General features: G+C 58.5%; 14 protein-coding genes. 5 read left to right on the top strand and 9 right to left on the bottom strand.

The genetic code is table 11. The annotated features are described in order from the left end of the window. Positions 1-164 precede the first annotated feature (164 nt). On the top strand, positions 165-833 hold the full coding sequence (locus EKH80_RS03225) for a response regulator transcription factor (protein WP_230473386.1): 669 nt from the start codon (positions 165-167) through the stop codon (positions 831-833). A gap of 21 nt (positions 834-854) precedes the next feature. Here EKH80_RS03225 and EKH80_RS03230 read toward each other — a convergent pair whose 3' ends face one another. Together EKH80_RS03230 and EKH80_RS03235 are read right to left on the bottom strand one after the other, a co-directional pair. Continuing rightward, positions 855-1,229: a response regulator transcription factor gene (locus EKH80_RS03230; protein ID WP_126683293.1), complete on the bottom strand. Its 375-nt coding sequence runs from the start codon at positions 1,227-1,229 to the stop codon at positions 855-857. Then, positions 1,226-4,048: a PAS domain S-box protein gene (locus EKH80_RS03235; protein ID WP_158628724.1), complete on the bottom strand. Its 2,823-nt coding sequence runs from the start codon at positions 4,046-4,048 to the stop codon at positions 1,226-1,228. The genes EKH80_RS03230 and EKH80_RS03235 overlap by 4 nt, the downstream gene beginning before the upstream one ends. A gap of 476 nt (positions 4,049-4,524) precedes the next feature. On the opposite strand from EKH80_RS03235, the gene EKH80_RS03240 reads away from it, so the two are divergent. Continuing rightward, positions 4,525-5,487 carry an SMP-30/gluconolactonase/LRE family protein gene (locus tag EKH80_RS03240; protein ID WP_230473387.1) on the top strand — a complete coding sequence of 321 codons (963 nt, stop codon included), beginning with the start codon at positions 4,525-4,527 and terminating at the stop codon, positions 5,485-5,487. 282 nt (positions 5,488-5,769) lie between these two features. On the opposite strand, the gene phbB is transcribed toward EKH80_RS03240, so the two are convergent. The 5 genes from phbB to EKH80_RS03265 all read right to left on the bottom strand — a co-directional run bounded on the left by phbB (position 5,770) and on the right by EKH80_RS03265 (position 9,913). Next, positions 5,770-6,513, bottom strand: coding sequence for an acetoacetyl-CoA reductase (gene phbB, locus EKH80_RS03245; protein ID WP_126683533.1), 744 nt, complete (start codon positions 6,511-6,513; stop codon positions 5,770-5,772). A 30-nt stretch (positions 6,514-6,543) separates the two neighbouring features. After that, on the bottom strand, positions 6,544-7,158 hold the full coding sequence (locus EKH80_RS03250) for a hypothetical protein (protein WP_126683295.1): 615 nt from the start codon (positions 7,156-7,158) through the stop codon (positions 6,544-6,546). Continuing rightward, on the bottom strand, positions 7,112-8,269 hold the full coding sequence (locus EKH80_RS03255; RefSeq protein ID WP_230473388.1) for a DUF3734 domain-containing protein: 1,158 nt from the start codon (positions 8,267-8,269) through the stop codon (positions 7,112-7,114). Before EKH80_RS03255 ends, EKH80_RS03250 begins: the two co-directional genes overlap by 47 nt. 83 nt (positions 8,270-8,352) lie before the next feature. Beyond that, positions 8,353-9,138, bottom strand: a complete 786-nt coding sequence (locus EKH80_RS03260) for a 3-hydroxybutyrate dehydrogenase (RefSeq protein ID WP_126683297.1) — start codon at positions 9,136-9,138, stop codon at positions 8,353-8,355. A gap of 28 nt (positions 9,139-9,166) precedes the next feature. Beyond that, positions 9,167-9,913 carry an acetoacetate decarboxylase gene (locus tag EKH80_RS03265; RefSeq protein ID WP_126683298.1) on the bottom strand — a complete coding sequence of 249 codons (747 nt, stop codon included), beginning with the start codon at positions 9,911-9,913 and terminating at the stop codon, positions 9,167-9,169. A gap of 182 nt (positions 9,914-10,095) precedes the next feature. Between EKH80_RS03265 and EKH80_RS03270 the strand changes: the two genes are divergently transcribed. Beyond that, complete coding sequence (locus EKH80_RS03270) at positions 10,096-11,043, top strand: LysR family transcriptional regulator (RefSeq protein ID WP_158628726.1); 948 nt, start codon at positions 10,096-10,098, stop codon at positions 11,041-11,043. A gap of 62 nt (positions 11,044-11,105) precedes the next feature. On the opposite strand, the gene EKH80_RS03275 is transcribed toward EKH80_RS03270, so the two are convergent. Continuing rightward, positions 11,106-11,735, bottom strand: a complete 630-nt coding sequence (locus EKH80_RS03275) for an NADPH-dependent F420 reductase (RefSeq protein WP_158628727.1) — start codon at positions 11,733-11,735, stop codon at positions 11,106-11,108. A 460-nt stretch (positions 11,736-12,195) separates the two neighbouring features. Between EKH80_RS03275 and EKH80_RS03280 the strand changes: the two genes are divergently transcribed. After that, a complete protein-coding gene (locus EKH80_RS03280; protein ID WP_126683301.1) occupies positions 12,196-12,960 on the top strand; it encodes an SDR family oxidoreductase in 765 nt (254 codons plus the stop codon). A 163-nt stretch (positions 12,961-13,123) separates the two neighbouring features. Here EKH80_RS03280 and EKH80_RS23940 read toward each other — a convergent pair whose 3' ends face one another. Further along, positions 13,124-15,175 (bottom strand): eCIS core domain-containing protein, encoded by a 2,052-nt coding sequence (locus EKH80_RS23940; protein ID WP_196240329.1) that lies wholly within the window; start codon positions 15,173-15,175, stop codon positions 13,124-13,126. A 703-nt stretch (positions 15,176-15,878) separates the two neighbouring features. Between EKH80_RS23940 and EKH80_RS03290 the strand changes: the two genes are divergently transcribed. Next, positions 15,879-17,342, top strand: a complete 1,464-nt coding sequence (locus EKH80_RS03290; RefSeq protein ID WP_158628728.1) for a serine hydrolase domain-containing protein — start codon at positions 15,879-15,881, stop codon at positions 17,340-17,342. Positions 17,343-17,359: the final 17 nt, after the last annotated feature.

Here is a 17,359-nt window from a genome sequence, read left to right on the forward strand (position 1 = left end):
GACTCGGATTGCGTCGACTTCGAAACCCGATACCAAGGTGTCGTGGACGAATCGCGCCTGCTGGAGCACCCTATTACGGGCTAATGGAGCGGGCCGTCCGGCGCCGGTCTTGTGCCGTAGAGACGCCCAGTTCGTGTGGCCCAGGCTGGATTCAGAGGTGTATCATGCACGCAGCAAGCGACGCCGGGGCCATGATGTCTTCCCGTATTCCGCAGGCCGAATCGATCGTGTTCGTCGTCGACGACGACATTTCCGTGCGCGAAGCCCTGGAGCTGTTGTTTCGCAGCGTTGGCCTGAAAGCGCAACTTTTTGCCTCCGCGCAGGCGTTTCTTTCACATTCGCGCACGAAAGCTCCCTGTTGCCTGGTGCTGGACGTGTCTCTTCCGGATTTGAACGGCCTGGAGCTGCAGCAACGCATCGCTTCCGAGCGCTTGCATATGCCGATCATCTTCATCACCGGCCATGGCGACATACCCATGACGGTCAAGGCCATGAAGGCCGGCGCCGCCGAATTCCTTGCCAAGCCGTTCGATGACGAAATGTTGTTGCAAGCCGTTCGTCACGCGATCGCGAGCAGTAGCGCCATGCTGGATGAAGAGGCCGAAATCCAGGCCTTGGAAGGCTTCTTTTCATCGCTGACCCATCGCGAGCGCGAAGTGATGGAGCTGGTGGTTTCGGGCCTGCTGAACAAGCAGATCGGCGGCGAACTCGGTATCAGTGAGATCACGGTCAAGGCTCATCGCGGCAGGGTGATGAAAAAAATGCATGCGCGATCCCTCGCGGACCTGGTCAAGAAGGCGGCAAAGCTGCCTATGCAATCACCGCCGCGCTAGGGATTGCATGGGCGGGGCGGCTCAGCCCGGGCGCAACACAATCCGCAGCACGTCGAGCAGCGCCGTGTCACTGAAAGGCTTGGATAGGCACTCGACCGCGCCCTGTTCGATGAGGCGCGGGCGTAGCTCCTCGTCCGTATGCGCGGTAATGAAAACGATCGGGACGGTTTTACCCCGTCGCACAAGCTCCCGCTGCAGCTCGAGACCCGACATGCCCGGCATCGCAATATCGAGGATCAGACAGCATGCCTCGTCAATGCAGCCCGAGCTCAAAAATTCCTCCGCGGAGGCGAAGGCCCGCGCCGAGAAGCCGAACTCGCGCAACAGGTCGGGCAACGACTCGCGCACGGATTCGTCATCGTCGACCACTGCTATAACCGATCGTTTCGCCGTCATGGGGTCCTTCCGTCATGTGCGGTAGTGTCGGCGTGCTCGGAGCCCAGGTTGTCTTGAGCCTGCACCGGGACGCAGAATGAAAAGGTCGCGCCGTGTCGCCGGTTGGGCGTCGCCCATAGCCGACCACCATGACTCTCGATAATGGTGCGGCAGACTGACAGGCCGATGCCCATGCCCTCCTTCTTGGTGCTGTAAAACCCATCGAAAAGCTTGGCTGCTTGCGCCGGATCGATACCTACGCCGGTATCGGACACGGCGACTCGCACCTGGTCGCCACCGTCCCACTCGATCCTGATCAGCAACTGCCTCAGACGGTCCTCGACACCACGCATCGCTTCCACGGCATTGATCAGCAGGTTCAGTATCACCTGCTGCAATTGCACGCGGTCGCCGGTGACTATGGGTATGTCATCATCAGCTTCCAACCGCATCGCGATTCGATTGCTGCGAATCTCGGAGCGCAGAAGTTCCGCCACCTCGTGAACTGCTTCGATCAGGTCCACGGCCTCGTTGCTGATCATTTTCTTACTGAATAGCGCGCGCAGACGTGTCATCACCTCTGCAGCACGGCGGCCATCGCGCAACGTACGCCGCAAGGTCTCGAGCGCACCTTCAATATTGGGTGACTTGGCGCCGAGCATGCGTAGCCCGGTACTTGCATTGGTGATGATGCCGGCAAGTGGCTGGTTGATTTCATGCGCGATGGAAGCAGTCAAGGCACCCAGACTGTTGACGCGAGCCACATGGATCAGCTCGACCCGGAGCCGGCTGAGTGCCTCTTCGGATTCCCGGCGATCGGTCACGTCCTGTATCGCACCGATGTACTCCACTTGGCCACGAGAGTCGCGCCTGGCGAGGCCTTCCAGATGCAGGTACTTGATCTTGCCGTCGGGTAGAAGCAGGCGGTGGTCAACCTCGAGGTTTTCACCGACTTTTGACCGCTCGACCATGTCAGTCATCAGATGCAAGTCTTTCGGGTGAACGCGCGTCGCGATAAGATCCAACGTTATGCGTGTTCCAAGTGTGATATCAAAAATGCGATAGAGCTGATCCGACCAGATGATCTCGTCGTCCGCCGCACACCAGTAAAAGCTCCCGCAGCCGCTGAGCTGCTGCGCTTTCGCCATCAGAGCCGCGCTTCGCAGCAGCTCTTCGCTTGCCCGCTTGCGTGCCGTGATATCGCGCATCACGCCGAGTTGCACGACGCCTCCGTCGCTGCCCAGCATGGGCGCGGCATGCGTCTCCATGTGAGAGCGCTCGCCTTCTACGGTAATGATGTCGAATTCGAGAAAGCCCTTTCTTCCTTCACACACATCCTGGTTGAACTGGATATATGCCTGACGATGCTCAGGGGCGACGAAATCGTAAAAACACTTGCCGATCAGCGCATCCGCGTCTGGCACTCCCAACAGGACGCCGATGGCCGAGTTGACTCGCAGCATCGTGCCGTCGCGTGCAACGACGTTCACGCATTCCGGCGTAGTTTCTACGATCGCGCGCCAACATTCCTCACTGCGCTTCAGCGCCCTGTCGCTGCATACCCGCTCGATGGCGATGGCTGCGAGGTGCGCAAGCCGCCCCATCATGTCACGTTGAAACTGGGTCGGCACGCCAGGCGCTTTTCGGTAGATGGAAAATACTCCGAGCGTTTCGTTAGTCCGCGACATAATCGGCATCGACCAGCAGGCGCGAAGCTCAGTTGCTTCGCTGAGCTTTCGCCAGACCGACGGCCATCGTGGGTCGGATGCCACGTCTTCAACGAACATAGGTGATTGGGTGATCACTGCAGTCGCGCAAGGCCCTAACTTTCCAGTCAACGGTGCTCCGTCCAACTCGTCGACGACCTTCGCCGCAAAAGGCGATGCGCCTCCTCGCCGAAAATGATTGCTGCCGACATGATCGAGCAACAGAATGCCGGCGTGACAGTCGTTGTCGATCGCTTCAACCAACTCACACAAGGCATCGAGTACCGGCAACCCTTGGGCCACCATTTCGAGCATACGCTTCTCGCCTGCCAGCAGTGCTTCTGCATGCTTGCGATCGTCAATATCGGTTAAAAAGAAATACCACAGGACTGGGCGGCCCTCGTTGTCCTTCAGCGGGAAGCCCTGCGAATGGAACCAACGATAGGTGCCGTCGGCACGCAGATGACGGGTCTCGGCGTCATAAGGCTCGCCGGAAGCCATCGCTGCCTTCACGCTTGCCATGGTCGCCTGCCGGTCGTCAGGATGAATCCGCGTCGACCAGGTCTTCAGTTCCTCAAAAGAGACGCCGGCATATTCAAGGGCGTGACGGTTGACATGTACAAGTTCTCCATCAGGCCCCATGAGCAGCATCACGGCAGGAAGGCCATCGACAATCAGCTGAAAGCAATGCTCGTGCATGCTCAGTACCGCTTCCGCCCGCTTGCGCGTTTCGATATCGGAATTAATGCCGCACCATTTCACGATCTCGCCCGCGGCGTCGATCAGAGGGCTGACCTGAAAAAGGAACCATTGATACACACCGTCAAAGCGCCGTAAGCGCGCCTCCGCCTCACCGGGCCGGCCGGAGGCGACAATGCTTTCCCAGGATTCGAGCAGCCTGGGCAAGTCCTCGGGATGGACCGCCGCTCGCCATCCTTCGCCCGAGGCTTCTTGATTGGAAAGCCCCGTGTATTCGCACCAGCGCTGATTGACAAAATCGATGCGTCCATCGGAATACGCAGTCCACACCAGACCTGGGATTGCATCGACGGCTCGATGAAGATCGATTCCCATGGAGATGCTTTCCCCGAATCGCATGATGGAAGAATGCGCCTCTTTGGGAGCGCTGGTCATTGTACTTTGGTATCGATTTGCAACGATCCAAGTCCATGGCATGGGGCCATCAAATACGCCGCTCGGTGACATTTGTGACGATTGCATAAGACCAAAGGCACGCCCCCGTCCCCGCACACATTTGATGCAAAAGTGTCACCGACACCTTCGTGCAATGGCATGTGCAACGCGTTCGACCTAAATTTTCCGTCACGAACGGTCAATCGCACTTGCGTCTGCGTATATCCAGTTGGATCCAAACATTTGGATGGAGTAAGGCCAATGCAGAAATTTTCGATGGAATGAATTTTCAAGAGTGACGAAACCGATTTTCGTGACCCGTTCGATCAGACAACCACTTTTTTGGCACACCGTCGTTCGATGAAGAGGTAGACATCAACAACGCGATATCGCTCGCTGAAAACGCCTCCAGTAACAAAGCCATCGACCCCTTCTCTTCACCCTCACTTCTCCTTTTTTGCGAGAGGACAAGCTTCATGTCTATCAAATCCGTCGAAAGCCCCGCACAGCAACGCGAACACCATCCGGCCAACCGCCGCGGCTGCGTCTACGTCCTGCAGGCTCACCCTGCCCCCGCCATCATCGCCATCGACCCCGATAGCGGCGAAGCACGAACTATTTTTTCCGTCCACGGCACCCCCGATGGGGTGCAGGTGGATGGACCCGGGAACGCGATCTACTGGACCAATATGGGCACTTTCCCTCCGAGCGGAGAAGTGTTTTCGGATCCTGACGGCGCTATCGAGTGCTGCGACCTGGATGGGCACAACCACGAAGTACTGATTGACGGCGGCGCGATCGTCACTCCGAAGCAAATGCAGTTGGATGCCAGCAATGGCTTGATCTATTGGTGCGACCGCGAGGGCATGGCCATCTTCCGCTGTCGCACCGACGGCAGTGCGTTGACCCCGCTACTGCGCACCGGTCGATGGCCCGAAGATTCCGATGATGTCCTGCGCCATTGTGTCGGTATCGCACTTGACGTACCCAATGGCTACCTCTATTGGACGCAGAAAGGGCCGCCCGACGGCGGGCTCGGTCGTATCTTCCGGATGGGATTGGACATGCCGGCAGGCGCCACGCCGCAGAACCGTAACGACGTGCAACTACTATTGGATAACCTGCCCGAACCCATCGACCTGGAAATCGACCACGAACGGCAGCAGCTTTATTGGACCGATCGCGGCAAGGATGCGGACGGTGGCAATACCTTGAACCGTGCGGATATCACTGCCACTGGACTCGAAAACCCCAAGGTAGTGGCCAAAGATTTGAAGGAAGGCATCGGCCTTGCTCTCGACCTCAAGCAACGGCGCGCCTTCGTTGCTGACCTGAGCGGCGCTGTCCGCGTCGTGTCCATGGACGGCGGAACATTCACGACGATCTACCGATGCGCCGGCCTCGCCACCGGCTTGGCCTTCCGTTCCACCAGCAGCTAGGCGCTCGGCCACAAGGTTAATGGATTATGTCCGCGCAGCCGAACTTTGCAAGTCACGCCCCCTTAAGCATCGCAGCATTGCCGCTCCATTGTGGCGCGGTTTGTTTCGGACATTACCTCCCGGACGGCAACCCGGAACCCTTCGCGTCCCGGGTTGCATCGTAGCGAGAAGCTCGGCACGTGCCGGTTACATGGGCTCGGACCTGTCCAGCCGAGCAGCTTAGCTTTCCAACGGGCATGGAGCATACTGGGCGGCTGCGCACTGTTGAACTTCATTCCCGCGTCACTGCATATGCTGGCCACCATTGATGGCGATATTCGTCCCCGTGATAAACGCGGTCTCATCCCGACACAAGTAGGCAATCAGGCTTGCCACCTCCTCGGGCCTGCCCAATCGACCCATGGGTATTTGCGGCAGGATCTTCGTCGCCAATATCTCTTCCGGAATCGATTCGACCATCCTGGTGGCCAGATAACCGGGGGAAACGGTGTTGACCGTCACCCCTTTCCTCGCCACTTCAAGCGCCAACGCCTTCGTGAAGCCATGCATACCGGCTTTGGCAGCTGCGTAGTTGGCTTGCCCAAACGCGCCCTTGGAACCGTTGATCGAGGAGATATTGATAACTCTCCCCCATCCGCGCGCGACCATTCCGTCGCAAACCGGCTTGGTCATATGGAAGACGGAGTCAAGATTGGTCCTCAGCACGGCATCCCATTCGGTCTTGCCCATCTTTCCAAGCACTACATCACGCGTGATGCCGGCGTTGTTTACCAGAATATCGATGGAGCCCTTATCCATCCGGATGCGTGCAACACACTCCTGGCAGCTTTGGTAATCCGCAACGTCAACGCCATAAGCTGAAAAGTTACGGCCCTGAGCTCTCATGGCCGCAAGCCAGTCACCGGCACCCGCATTGGCGGGCGAATGGGCGACAGCCACCGTGTAGCCGGCATCGTAAAGCTTGGTGCTGATGGCCTCGCCGAGCCCGCCCATGCCGCCCGTGACCAAAGCAACTCGGTCAGTCATCACGCCCGCTTACCCTCGCCATGCCATTCATTACGTGCGAGGGTGACTGGCGGCGCGCGCACTATCGGCCTCCGAAGCGCGCCCGGTTGCGGTGAACCCATTTCGGGATGCTCCTTCAAACATCTGTCGTGCGGCGGTGGTGAGCGGCTCCCAGGTCAGGCTCGCGGCATCGACCCATTGCTTATACGCGTGAACGACCCACGGGTGATTGGCAAAGCTTTCCGTCGAATCAGCGCAATTGCTCTGCCACTGTCGTGCCGCGACGCGGAAGCCATCCGCGGCGGTGGATTCGTGGTTTTGCATCTCGGCCATAACGCTCTGCCAGAAATGGGTGAATTGAAGGACCGGCTCGTGCATCAGCTCGGCTTGCATGGGAAGTACTGCCGACAGGTCCCGGTTGGCGGCGATCGCTGCAGCGGCCTTCTGAGTCGTGGCCGCATAGTCTTTTGCCGCCTTAAAGGCAATCGCCTGGTTCTTTTCCAGCTTGTCAAGCCACAGGCTGGCCACACTTGCGCCGAGACTGACGTTGGATTGATGCAGATCGAACAGGGCGTTTACATGGTAAAACATCATGGTTTGTTGTCCTTGTGGAAATTCTTCAGGCGCCGCCCGGCTTGGCCGATGCCTTGACTCGATGAACGTCATGCGTGACGAAGCCAGCGTCGTTGTTTGGCGGCTCCAGCCACGATCCATTGGCAAGCGTGCGCCTGATATCGTCCAAGCCTGCCGCCCAATGACTGTTCATCGTCGATGCGCCGAATTGATAGTCTTTGTAGTCGTGCTCGAACTCTCGCTGTTGATAGATCAGATGCTGCACGTTGTAGTGCTTTCCGCACGATAGTTCGTCCGCCAGGCTGAACCAGGGATCGTCCTTGCGCATCGCCTCCGGCACCTTTTCGAGCACCTTGCGCAATACAGTTCGATAGCGCTGTTCGCTCTGCATCGTATCCGTGACAAATCGCGTGCGACTGGAATACTGAATATCCTTCAGCCGCTCTGCGACATCCACCAGGTTATCCGGCATGGCTCCACGCGCATTCCAAAGGTCGACCTGGAACGCCAGGGTGTCGCGACGTGGCGAAGCGCGAAGGACTTCCTGCAAGGGAGTGTTCGATACGATCCCACCATCCCAGAAGAACTCGCCGTCGATCTCGACGGGCGCAAAAGCGGGCGGCAGTGCTCCCGAAGCCATGAAGTGCTCCGCACGCAAGCGGGTCCGAGTGGAGTCGAAGTACGAGAAGTTGCCGGTCGCCACATTGACCGCTCCCACCGACACTCGTATTTCACCGGCGTTGATGCGATCGAAATCGCAAAACCGTTCCAATGTCGCCTTGAGGGGCGACATGTCGTACCAGCTTTTCGCGTTGGACGCGCCACCGAACCAAGGCAGAACACTTGGAAACCGTGGATGAAAAAAGCCGAATTGCCCCTGCATCGCGGCGCTGGACGCTTGAAAAAAAGAGAGCGCCGTGCGCGTGACGTCCGAGCCATGGAACAATGCATGCTCGACGGCATGCGGCAGCGGGGGCGTCATGGCCGGTGCGCAGATGGTCTCCCAAAACTGGCGCAATCGCTTGACGCGCATCTCTGGCGCATTGCCGGCGATGACCGCTGCATTGAGCGCGCCGATGGAGATGCCTGCGATCCAGTTGAGGGGTATCTGCGCCTCCTGCAAACCCTCGAAAACGCCCGCCTGATAGGCGCCAAGCGCCCCGCCGCCTTGAAGCACAAGTGCAACCGTTTCGTAAGGCGGCATGCTTACCCGGTCATCGACATGCAGTGCTTTGGGCCCGCTTCTACTCCCTTCGTCAGCCTGACGACCGAGCTTTACACGAGGTTTCATTGCATGTGCCAGCCATGGCTGACGATGAACGATTGGCCGGTTAGCGCGGCTGTCGGAAACTCACACAAGAACACGACCGTCTGCGCCACGTCCTCGACCGTGGTGAAGGTGCCGTCCACTGTATCGCCAAGCAGCACGTGCTTGACCACTTCCTCTTCAGTCATGCCCAGCTTGGCGGCTTGTTGCGGAATCTGCTTGTCAACGAGCGGCGTGCGCACGAATCCAGGGCAAACCACATGCGACCTTACGTTATGCTGCGCCCCCTCCTTCGCCAATACGCGCGCAAGCCCCAGCAGCGCATGCTTCGCGGCGACGTAGGCACATTTAAGCATCGACGCTTCGTGCGAGTGCACAGACCCCATGTAGATCACCACCCCGCCGCGATCACCGGCGTACATGTGCTTCAAGGCCGCCTTGGTGGTCAGGAACGCCCCGTCTACGTGAATCGCTTGCATCGTCTTCCAGTCGGAGAACTCGTAAGTGTCGATCGAGCTGACGATCTGGATGCCGGCATTGGACACCAGGATATCGATTGGACCGAATTGGGCGGCAATCTTGTCCATGCCATGATTGACTGCGGCCTCGCTGGTGACGTCCATGGCCACGCCCATCGCCCTGCCCCCAAGCTGCTGGATCTGATCGGCGACCTTCTGCGCCCCTTCCAGATTCAGGTCGGCAATCCCGACGGCGGCGCCCTGCGCTGCCAGCCTCAATGCGATCTCCTTGCCGATGCCGCTTGCGGCCCCGGTAACAACGGCGGTCTTGCCCATCAGTGTAGTCATGCTTTGCTCATCCGAGAAAGAAAAGTGCTCAACGCTTGCCTGGAAGGTAGTCGTGGACGACCTCGCCAAGACCCAAAGTGAGATTTGCGAGCAAATGGCGCGTTTCGACGATTTCAAGTACGGGCAGATCGGCGACTGGCGCGAGTGCGTGCGGCGAAAGCTGGAGCGAGGCCGGCCCGGTCCAGGCTCCTTTCAAAACGACGTCCTGCGTGTAATAGCGCACGAGCTCGCATACGCGCGGCGAACCATCCACATGAGGGATGATCTTCAGAAGATAATTAGGGGCAGCGAGCCTTCGCGCCTGTTCCGCGACGTCGAGTTCCCGATGCTTGTAGCCCATCGTGGCCGTGGCTATGCGCACGGGGCCGTAATCAAGCGTGCCGACCAACGTATCGGTGTGGACTTCCAACCTTGGCTTGGCGAGCTTTTTGGGGAAGCCCCAGAGTTCCCGTCCACCCGCAATGGGCGGATGGTCGTCCAGATACATGGCCAGCGTGTAACTACCCGGCTTCCCGTTAAAGCTTACCGGTATGACTTGGCCGCTTTCCGTGTAGTCGCCAAAGCCGGTGGAGTCCGGCATGCGAATAAATTCATAATGGACAAGGGGGGCGGCGACGGCAAGCGGCTCTGGAACAAGCTCGCGCAAGCGATCGGGATCGGTGCGATAGGTGATGATGAGATATTCGCGATCGTAGAATTTGTACGGCCCCATGGGGAAGGCGGGGCTTGACATCGGCATGGCGAAGGCATTCTTTCTTACACGTTCTAGGCTCATCTAGGCTCCGGTGAAGTAATTCCATGTAAGCTCGCCTCCCATCCCCGGGGCTATCAAGCGCTAGCCGAGCCGCGACTGAGGCATCCATCGAGCACCTCATTTTAGGTATCGCCATCGCGCTGGACTACGTAGCGCAGCGATGAAACAGTTGTGAATTAAAGGAATAGATAAAGATGACAAGCATGGGTTCCATCGACCTTCTCAAGGCGGTAAAGACGTTTACCGCGACCTACGAGCTGGCTAGTTTTTCGGCAGCCGGACGACAGCTGGGCCTGACCCCCGGTGCGATCAGCAAGCAAATCGGCATGCTCGAGTCGTTGCTCGGCTGCCGGCTCTTTCAGCGAACGACGCGCAACCTGTCCGCCACCGAGGAGGGGCGGCGGCTGTATGCGCTGGTTCATCAACCTGCCCAACAAATCGAGGATGCTTTTGCTGCACTATCGTCCGCCGAGGCGCGAATCAGCGGTGTCGTCAAGGTCTCGCTGCCCATCGCTTTTACGCGCGTGGCATTGCTTCCGGTGTTGCGAAAATTTCGGGAGCAGTCCCCCCTGGTTACGCTCGATCTTCGTTTCGAAAACCGGCACGTCGACCTGATTTCAGAAGGCTATGACTGCGCCATCGGCAACCTGCCCGACGTCGATTCAAATATCGTTTCCCGAAACCTTTCACCCTCGCTGCAAGTGGTATGTGCAGCGCCCTCCTACCTGGAGCGTCATGGCGAGCCGCGCTCCATCGAAGAGCTGGAGCAACATGAGCTCATTGCGTTTCGTTCGCCCAGTTCGGGAAGAATCCAGGCCTGGAAACTTCAAGCGAAGAGCAAGGAAGTCGTATTCCAACCTCAGCCGCGGCTCATCGTCACCGATACCGAGGCACTGGCGGAGCTAGCGGTCGCCGGTTGCGGCATCGTGCTTCTGGGCGCTCATCATGCTTTTCCGCTGATTGATGCCGGCAGGCTCAAGCACGTATTGACGGAATTCGTGGAACGGCGAAGCGACATTTGCATTTACTACCCAACCCGCAAACACTTGCCGCCGCGCGTCGCGGCGTTTGTGGATTTCGTGATCGAAGAGATCAGGCAAAGCGAGATCGTCAAGCGTTCAGAACGCCTGCTTGGCCAGCAAAAGGATTGATTGAAGGGGCCGAGCTCTGTCCAGGCGCTGCGTGACAACCGTGTCACGCAGCCGTCTTCCGATCAGCGACGCAGAAGCTGTGTGCCGATGTTCACTCCAAAGCCCTGTCGGTAGGCGAGCTGAACCATCAGCATGCCAAAAGGCTCCAGGAAACGTGCGCTGGTCAGCGGGCCGGCATCGACGGGATCGAGTCCCAGTTCACCGATGAGGGTTGCGACCGCGCGCTTGGCTTGGACATCGTCGCCGCAATAGAACTGCGAGGGTTGCTGCCCGTCGAACCGCAGTTCTCCGGAGCGGAGCTGGTGAGCAAACGGAAACAGGACTTCAACCACCCTGGCGGCCGGCAGGAGCCGTGCAACTTCTTCCGCGCCAGAGGTTTCCGTACCCAGCAAAAGGCCGCTTAGATCCGGCTTCAAGGGATTGTTGCAACTGATAACGACTTTGCCGGCGAGTACGGAGGCCACGTCTTTAAGTGCGATGTCGATCGCTGCCCACGGCACCGCAACCAGCACCACATCGCCGAACTGCGCTGCGTCGATCACCGTACCCGTGCGTCCACCGGCGGAAACTGCCGCCTCTTCGAGCGCCTTGGGGTCCTGCGTAAAGCTGAACATGATCTGGTGGCCCGCTTGCGACCAGAGCTTGCCGAGGCAGCCACCCATATTGCCCGCGCCGATGATGCCTATCTTCATGGAGGATCCTTCTTCTGTGCCAGATGCCATCTGAAAAAAACCATGGACTCGCCGTACCTACCTTGCTGGCCGGCATTGGGCCGGATAGCTTAGTGCGTTACGACTCACTCCAGCTTTGCCTACATGGCACAACAGTTTCCACTCGACACGTCCTCGAGATCGATGACGTCCGTCTTTGGAATCCACGCCCGATGACTCAAACAAGGTCATCTAGAGTCCAAGAAAGGTGTGCATCCCCTGCCCCGCTTTAACTACCTCTGGCCCTTTGACACCGGCGCGACTGCGCTGGAACCCATCAGCGGCCAACGTTGCGCCAGTGACTTCAGGCACTGGATGGTCAACGGCAATCACTCCATCTTCCTCCGATTAGCAAGCAAGCCCATGACATTGCAAAGAAGCTCGTCATGCGGGCAACCGCGGGGTCATGGGCTGCTTTCCCACCACCAGGAAACGAGTTGTCATGACGCAAGCCGCTAAACCACTGGCAGGAAAAGTCGCCGTCATCACCGGAAGCGCCCGCAATATGGGGCGTGCCTTCGCCGTGGCGCTGGCACGCCTCGGTGCCGACATCACCGTGCATCACCACTCCCCGAAGGCCAAAGATGACGCGGAGGAAACGGCGCGTCTTGTCCGGGAACAGGGCGCCCGGTCCATCATCGTCGAGGGCGACCTCGCCAAACTTGGTGTCGTGCAGACGCTTTTCGGTGCCACCTCCGAAGCATTCGGCCGCGTCGACATCGTCATCAACAACGCCGGCGTGGTTATCAAGAAACCGTTTGTCGACATCACGGAAGAGGACTTCGACCGCTCGTTCGGAATCAACGCCAAGGCGGCCTTCTTCGTCATGCAGGAAGCTGCTCGACGCATTGCCGATAACGGCCGCATCATCAATATGGGCACCACCATACTCGGCGCGACCATTCCCTTCTATTCCGTCTACGCGGGTGCGAAAGCCGCATTGGAAGATTTCACCCGCTCGCTCGCCAGGGAAATCGGCCCACGCGGCGTCACCGTCAATGTCGTAGCGCCTGGACCGATCGATACAGAGTTCTATCACGGCGCCGAGACGCCCGAATCGGTGGCGCGCGCCACCGGAGCCAGTGTCGCGGGCCGCCTGGGTCGCGTGAACGACGTGGTGCCGCTGATCGAATTCCTCGCCTCCCCTGCCTCGCAATGGGTTACGGCGCAGACACTGTTTATCAACGGAGGCTATCTGGCGCGCTGATGCGAAACGGAAGCTGGGGTCAGAGTCTTAGCTATCCCCACTTTTTTCTGGCAATCATTTCCGCAAAAAATCAGCGTTATGTTGATGCCGTTTCAACGCGAGTCGTCATTCCGGCTTTCGCCGGAATGACGAGCAAAGGCGTATCCGCAGCGGGATCGCCAAATCACCGTTCAACTCTGTCTATCCGGAAATACCTGCCGTAATGATCGGGAGCTTTTTTGAAATCAGCCAAGGACTGGTCGACCACGTGAGGTCCGCTCGGTGTCTCGCAATATGAGATTTTCTGCGTGAGGTTCTGGCGGGTCCCCGCGCTCAAGTTTGCGTCTGATGACAGCGGCCATAGATTGACGAACTCATCCGGTCCTCCCCAATCGAGGTCTTGAACGTGGTCGGCCTGTAGTCCAGTCCAATCGTATCCGTAACGCGTCAGCGCGGCGCGGAAGTCGTCCGCTTTGGAGCCGCGTTCGCTCGGCAAGAGTTGCATGATCTTTCCCGGCCGTGGCCAATATTTTGGCGGTACGCCAATCGGCTCGCCTAGCGGTAATTTTCTCGGATTACCGGGATCGTCACGGCCGTAGACCTGTCCTTGAAGGGCGATGCGTTTGGGATAATAGTCATCTTCCCGTACTTTGAACCAGCGCATGGCTATAGGGTCTTCTCGAGTGAGGCCCGTCGCGTCGTCGCATGAATTTTTCTTAGGATCTGAGACTTTTGTTGCAGTGGCCGCAGCCACCGCTAAAGGAGCGGCTATCTTGGGTGTCGTTGAGGAGGCTGCCGCCAATGCCGGCGCTGCTTTGGCCACCGGCGCCGCTTCTGCCGGCAGCGGTGGAACCAGGCGCAGCGGCGGGGCGGCTGGCTCAGCCGCAGGTGCGATCTTCAATGCCGTGTTTCCGATTACCGGTTGTGTGCCCGATGTAGCTGCAGAGGCTCTGGCTGCAGTGCTTTCACTACCTTGTGCGCCGCCCTGAATGACCTTCAGTACCGGCCGCGCACGAGAAGCGGTCGCAGTGGCGTCGCCTACAGCCCCGGTGGCGTCGCCGATCGTCGCAACGGTGTCCGCAGTCGTCCCTCCCACCTTGGCTACGGTGCCGGCACGACCGGCGGCGACCGCGAAAGTAGCGATAATGGCGATGATCTGGCCGGTCAGCTCGCCAATCATCGCGCTCTGACGTTCGCTGGAGGCTTTTTTGAAATCCTCCAACCAGCTTGTGACTAATTTTTGGACCGCCGCCGGTAGATTTTTTATGGCATTGAGAAAAGCCTTCAAGTCGCTGCTTGCAGCGTCGAAGTCGGTGAAAATGCCAGCAATAAGGTCATACAAAAATTTGATAATGGCATAGACCATGGTAATAAGACCTTCGATCATGCCGACGATACCCTCGGTAAATCCAACTATTATGCCGAGTACCGCCATGACAAGCGTGATCAGGATGTCGATTACGTCTATCCCTATGTCGACGATGCCAGCAGCCGTAGATCGCAGGGCTTCGGGTATATATTTGTCGATGAGTCGCATCAGACCGTTTCGCATACCATCTCGCGCGGAATGGATGCCACCAATCATTTTGTCGTACGCCAAATTTTTTAAGTCGGCGTAGCCCGACCGCTGAAGGCGAAGGGTCGCCGGCGCTCTTGATGCGATGAGAGCTGTGCTCGCGGATGAGTTCGCCGGTACCGGGCGACCGCTGAGCACAGCGTCGGCGGTGGCGTCCGCGGATTGCTCGTACGGGCTGTCATCGGGGTCTACGGTCAGCGGATGAGTTGTACAAGGCATGCTGCTTTGCTGAACAACATGGGCCAGTTCGTGAGCCAATAGACGCTGACCGGTTGGTCGTTCCGGCGCGTATTGACCGCCACCGAAAACGATGTGATTTCCAACCGTATATGCGTGAGCGCTAACAGCGTGCGCCGAAGCTTGTGCCTCTGCGTCAGAGTGGACTCTTACCTGGCTAAAGTCCTGCCCAAAGCGAGGTTCCATGAAAGCACGGGTGGTGGCATCCAGCGGTCGCCCAGGCGAATGAAGTACGTCGTGAACGATCGGCGGTACAGCTGGAGCAGCGGCGGCGCCTGCACTACGCCGTTGCAATTGGCAGGTGCGGCATGGGCCACCAAAAGAACTGAGATTGCCGCACTGGCATTTACGCTGTAGGAGGTTGGCGTTGGTGATAGCAGGTCTGTTGCCTTGCGTAACGATATGGCTTCCTCGATGGTTCATGGATGAAAGCTCCAGCTGTCGAGTCCGTATTCGATGGAATGTTCGATGGGAATGAAGACCGCGGGGCACTTCCCAAATAGGGTCTGCGCGAATGGGCGAATGACTCGGCCATGGAAAGCAGTCCTGGCACTGGGCGTGTTTAGGCTGCGAAGCAAATTTCAGGCCATCGTCCGGAAGCCATGCAATGCAGGGCGTAGGGCGGTTTTCGGGGCAAGTAATACCCGACCATGGGTAAAAATCGACCCACTTTGGGATCAAGAGTTGCTGACAGAACCTATTGGCTAGTAGTAAGAAAATGATGGAGCAAGCCGAACTCAGTGGCGCCACAGGTGCCGTCCATCGTCTTTCGAAGCGAATGCGCAACTTGCCAAATTCAGCCAGCCTGGCGTGAACTCGTTCAACGCCCCAGCAATGACGCCTTAAGCATTCGGTGCTGTGGATGCATCGCCGAGCGAATCGGAAACGAATAGCGTCTTGACACAAAGATTAAGTGCAAGATAGCGTCCGCTGCGGCGTCAGTCCCGCAGCTGGGTGAACCCAGGCGATGGGCTTCCAGAGCACCCCGCCTTCCAAAACGCATTGCGCTACGAGGTAGGTCATGGAGCTCGTCCGGCCTGTTGTGACCGTTACTCCCGTTGCCGGAAACGATGGTCACAACCCCTCGTTTCCAAAACCCAAGAGCGAAGTTCACAGCCGGACTTCCATGGCGAAATGGCGCAGGGCTCGCGGTGCGCTGTCGATCGTACTTGCCCTCGCCTGCAGTCCATGCGCCGCAGAGACGTTGTCCAGGCAGGATGTGGCCGCCATCGAGCATGGCCTGGTACCGCGCGTCATCGTGGCCGGGACAGCCGAAGGCCCTCGTGAATTGCACGAACGGATGAAGCAAACGACAACGCCTAGCTTGAGCGTGGCGTTGTTTCGTGGCGGCGAGGTGATTTGGGCGCAAGGCTATGGAACGGCAGCCCCCGGGCATCCCGTTGACGTGCATACCCGCTTCCAGGCGGCATCGATCAGCAAATCGGTAACGGCATTCGCCACGCTGATGTTGGTCGACGCCAACCGTCTTGATCTGGATCGAGATGTGAACGACTATCTCAAAAGCTGGAAGATCCCTGCCAGCCCCCTGACGCGCAGCGAGAAGGTGACTATTCGCCGCCTGCTGAGCCATATCGCGGGCCTTAACGTCGATGGATTCCCCGGCTATGAGAAGTCAGCGAAGATTCCCGACGCAGCGGGTGTTCTGGACGGGAAGGGAAACAGTCCTGCCCTGAAGGTCGAAGCCGTTCCGGGAACACGGTATTCGTATTCAGGTGGCGGCTACGTCGTGTTGCAGAAGTTGATCGAGGATCAATCGGGCTTGTCATTCGCGCAGTACATGCGAAGCCGCCTGCTCTCGCCGCTGCACATGGACGACAGTACGTTCGATTCCAACCCTTCGGGTGATGTCAGCCTGGCGTACGACTTCAAGGGAAAGCCTTATCCCGGCGGCTGGCACGTCTATCCGGAGCTGGGGCCTGCCGGGCTATGGACCACGCCATCGGATCTTGCAAAATTTTCACAGGCGCTGCAGGACGCGATCGATGGCGCAAAGGGTGCGCTGCTACCTCAATCGCTGGCCCGGCAAATGATCGTGCCCAGCGGCATTGCCGGCGGTGGAGATGGCTACGGTCTGGGCATTGAAGTACAAGGCAGCGGCAAGGATGCACGTTACGGTCATGGCGGAAGCAATGCCGGGTTCAAGAGCGAGTGGTATTTCTTTCCCGAGCGAAAGCTCGGCCTGGTGGTGATGACGAACTCGGAGAATGGCCGTGTCGTCCGCAACGAACTGATGCGTTCGATTTCGAACAAATATGAGTTGGGCCTGTTCCCCCCGCGCACCGTCACCCGTATCGATATCGAGCGCGACAAGTTGATGGCGCTGGCTGGCAGTTATCGCTACAAGGACGAGGATGAAGAAGTTCCTTTTCGCGTTACCGTCACTGACGAGGGTGACGTCACCCTGGAAAACCTGGGCAATGGCAAGGTCAATCATCTGATGGCGATCGGGTCCGATGCTTTCATCGATCCCGACACGGGAGAGGAGGCCAGCGTCGTTCGCGAAGCAAAGACGGGCAAGATTCAATCGTTGCTATACGACCGCGAAGACACGCTGACGAGAGTGCGTTGACGGAGGGGGCTTACTGT

The sequence above is a fragment of the Dyella choica genome, assembly GCF_003977665.1.
Classification (GTDB): domain Bacteria; phylum Pseudomonadota; class Gammaproteobacteria; order Xanthomonadales; family Rhodanobacteraceae; genus Dyella_B; species Dyella_B choica.

Coding starts and splice junctions, on each gene's coding strand:
- EKH80_RS03225 (WP_230473386.1), top strand. CDS start 165: ATGCACGCAGCAAGCGACGCCGGGGCCATGATGTCTTCCCGTATTCCG.
- EKH80_RS03230 (WP_126683293.1), bottom strand. CDS start 1,229: ATGACGGCGAAACGATCGGTTATAGCAGTGGTCGACGATGACGAATCC.
- EKH80_RS03235 (WP_158628724.1), bottom strand. CDS start 4,048: ATGACCAGCGCTCCCAAAGAGGCGCATTCTTCCATCATGCGATTCGGG.
- EKH80_RS03240 (WP_230473387.1), top strand. CDS start 4,525: ATGTCTATCAAATCCGTCGAAAGCCCCGCACAGCAACGCGAACACCAT.
- phbB (WP_126683533.1), bottom strand. CDS start 6,513: ATGACTGACCGAGTTGCTTTGGTCACGGGCGGCATGGGCGGGCTCGGC.
- EKH80_RS03250 (WP_126683295.1), bottom strand. CDS start 7,158: ATGACGTTCATCGAGTCAAGGCATCGGCCAAGCCGGGCGGCGCCTGAA.
- EKH80_RS03255 (WP_230473388.1), bottom strand. CDS start 8,269: ATGCCGCCTTACGAAACGGTTGCACTTGTGCTTCAAGGCGGCGGGGCG.
- EKH80_RS03260 (WP_126683297.1), bottom strand. CDS start 9,138: ATGACTACACTGATGGGCAAGACCGCCGTTGTTACCGGGGCCGCAAGC.
- EKH80_RS03265 (WP_126683298.1), bottom strand. CDS start 9,913: ATGAGCCTAGAACGTGTAAGAAAGAATGCCTTCGCCATGCCGATGTCA.
- EKH80_RS03270 (WP_158628726.1), top strand. CDS start 10,096: ATGGGTTCCATCGACCTTCTCAAGGCGGTAAAGACGTTTACCGCGACC.
- EKH80_RS03275 (WP_158628727.1), bottom strand. CDS start 11,735: ATGAAGATAGGCATCATCGGCGCGGGCAATATGGGTGGCTGCCTCGGC.
- EKH80_RS03280 (WP_126683301.1), top strand. CDS start 12,196: ATGACGCAAGCCGCTAAACCACTGGCAGGAAAAGTCGCCGTCATCACC.
- EKH80_RS23940 (WP_196240329.1), bottom strand. CDS start 15,175: ATGAACCATCGAGGAAGCCATATCGTTACGCAAGGCAACAGACCTGCT.
- EKH80_RS03290 (WP_158628728.1), top strand. CDS start 15,879: ATGGCGAAATGGCGCAGGGCTCGCGGTGCGCTGTCGATCGTACTTGCC.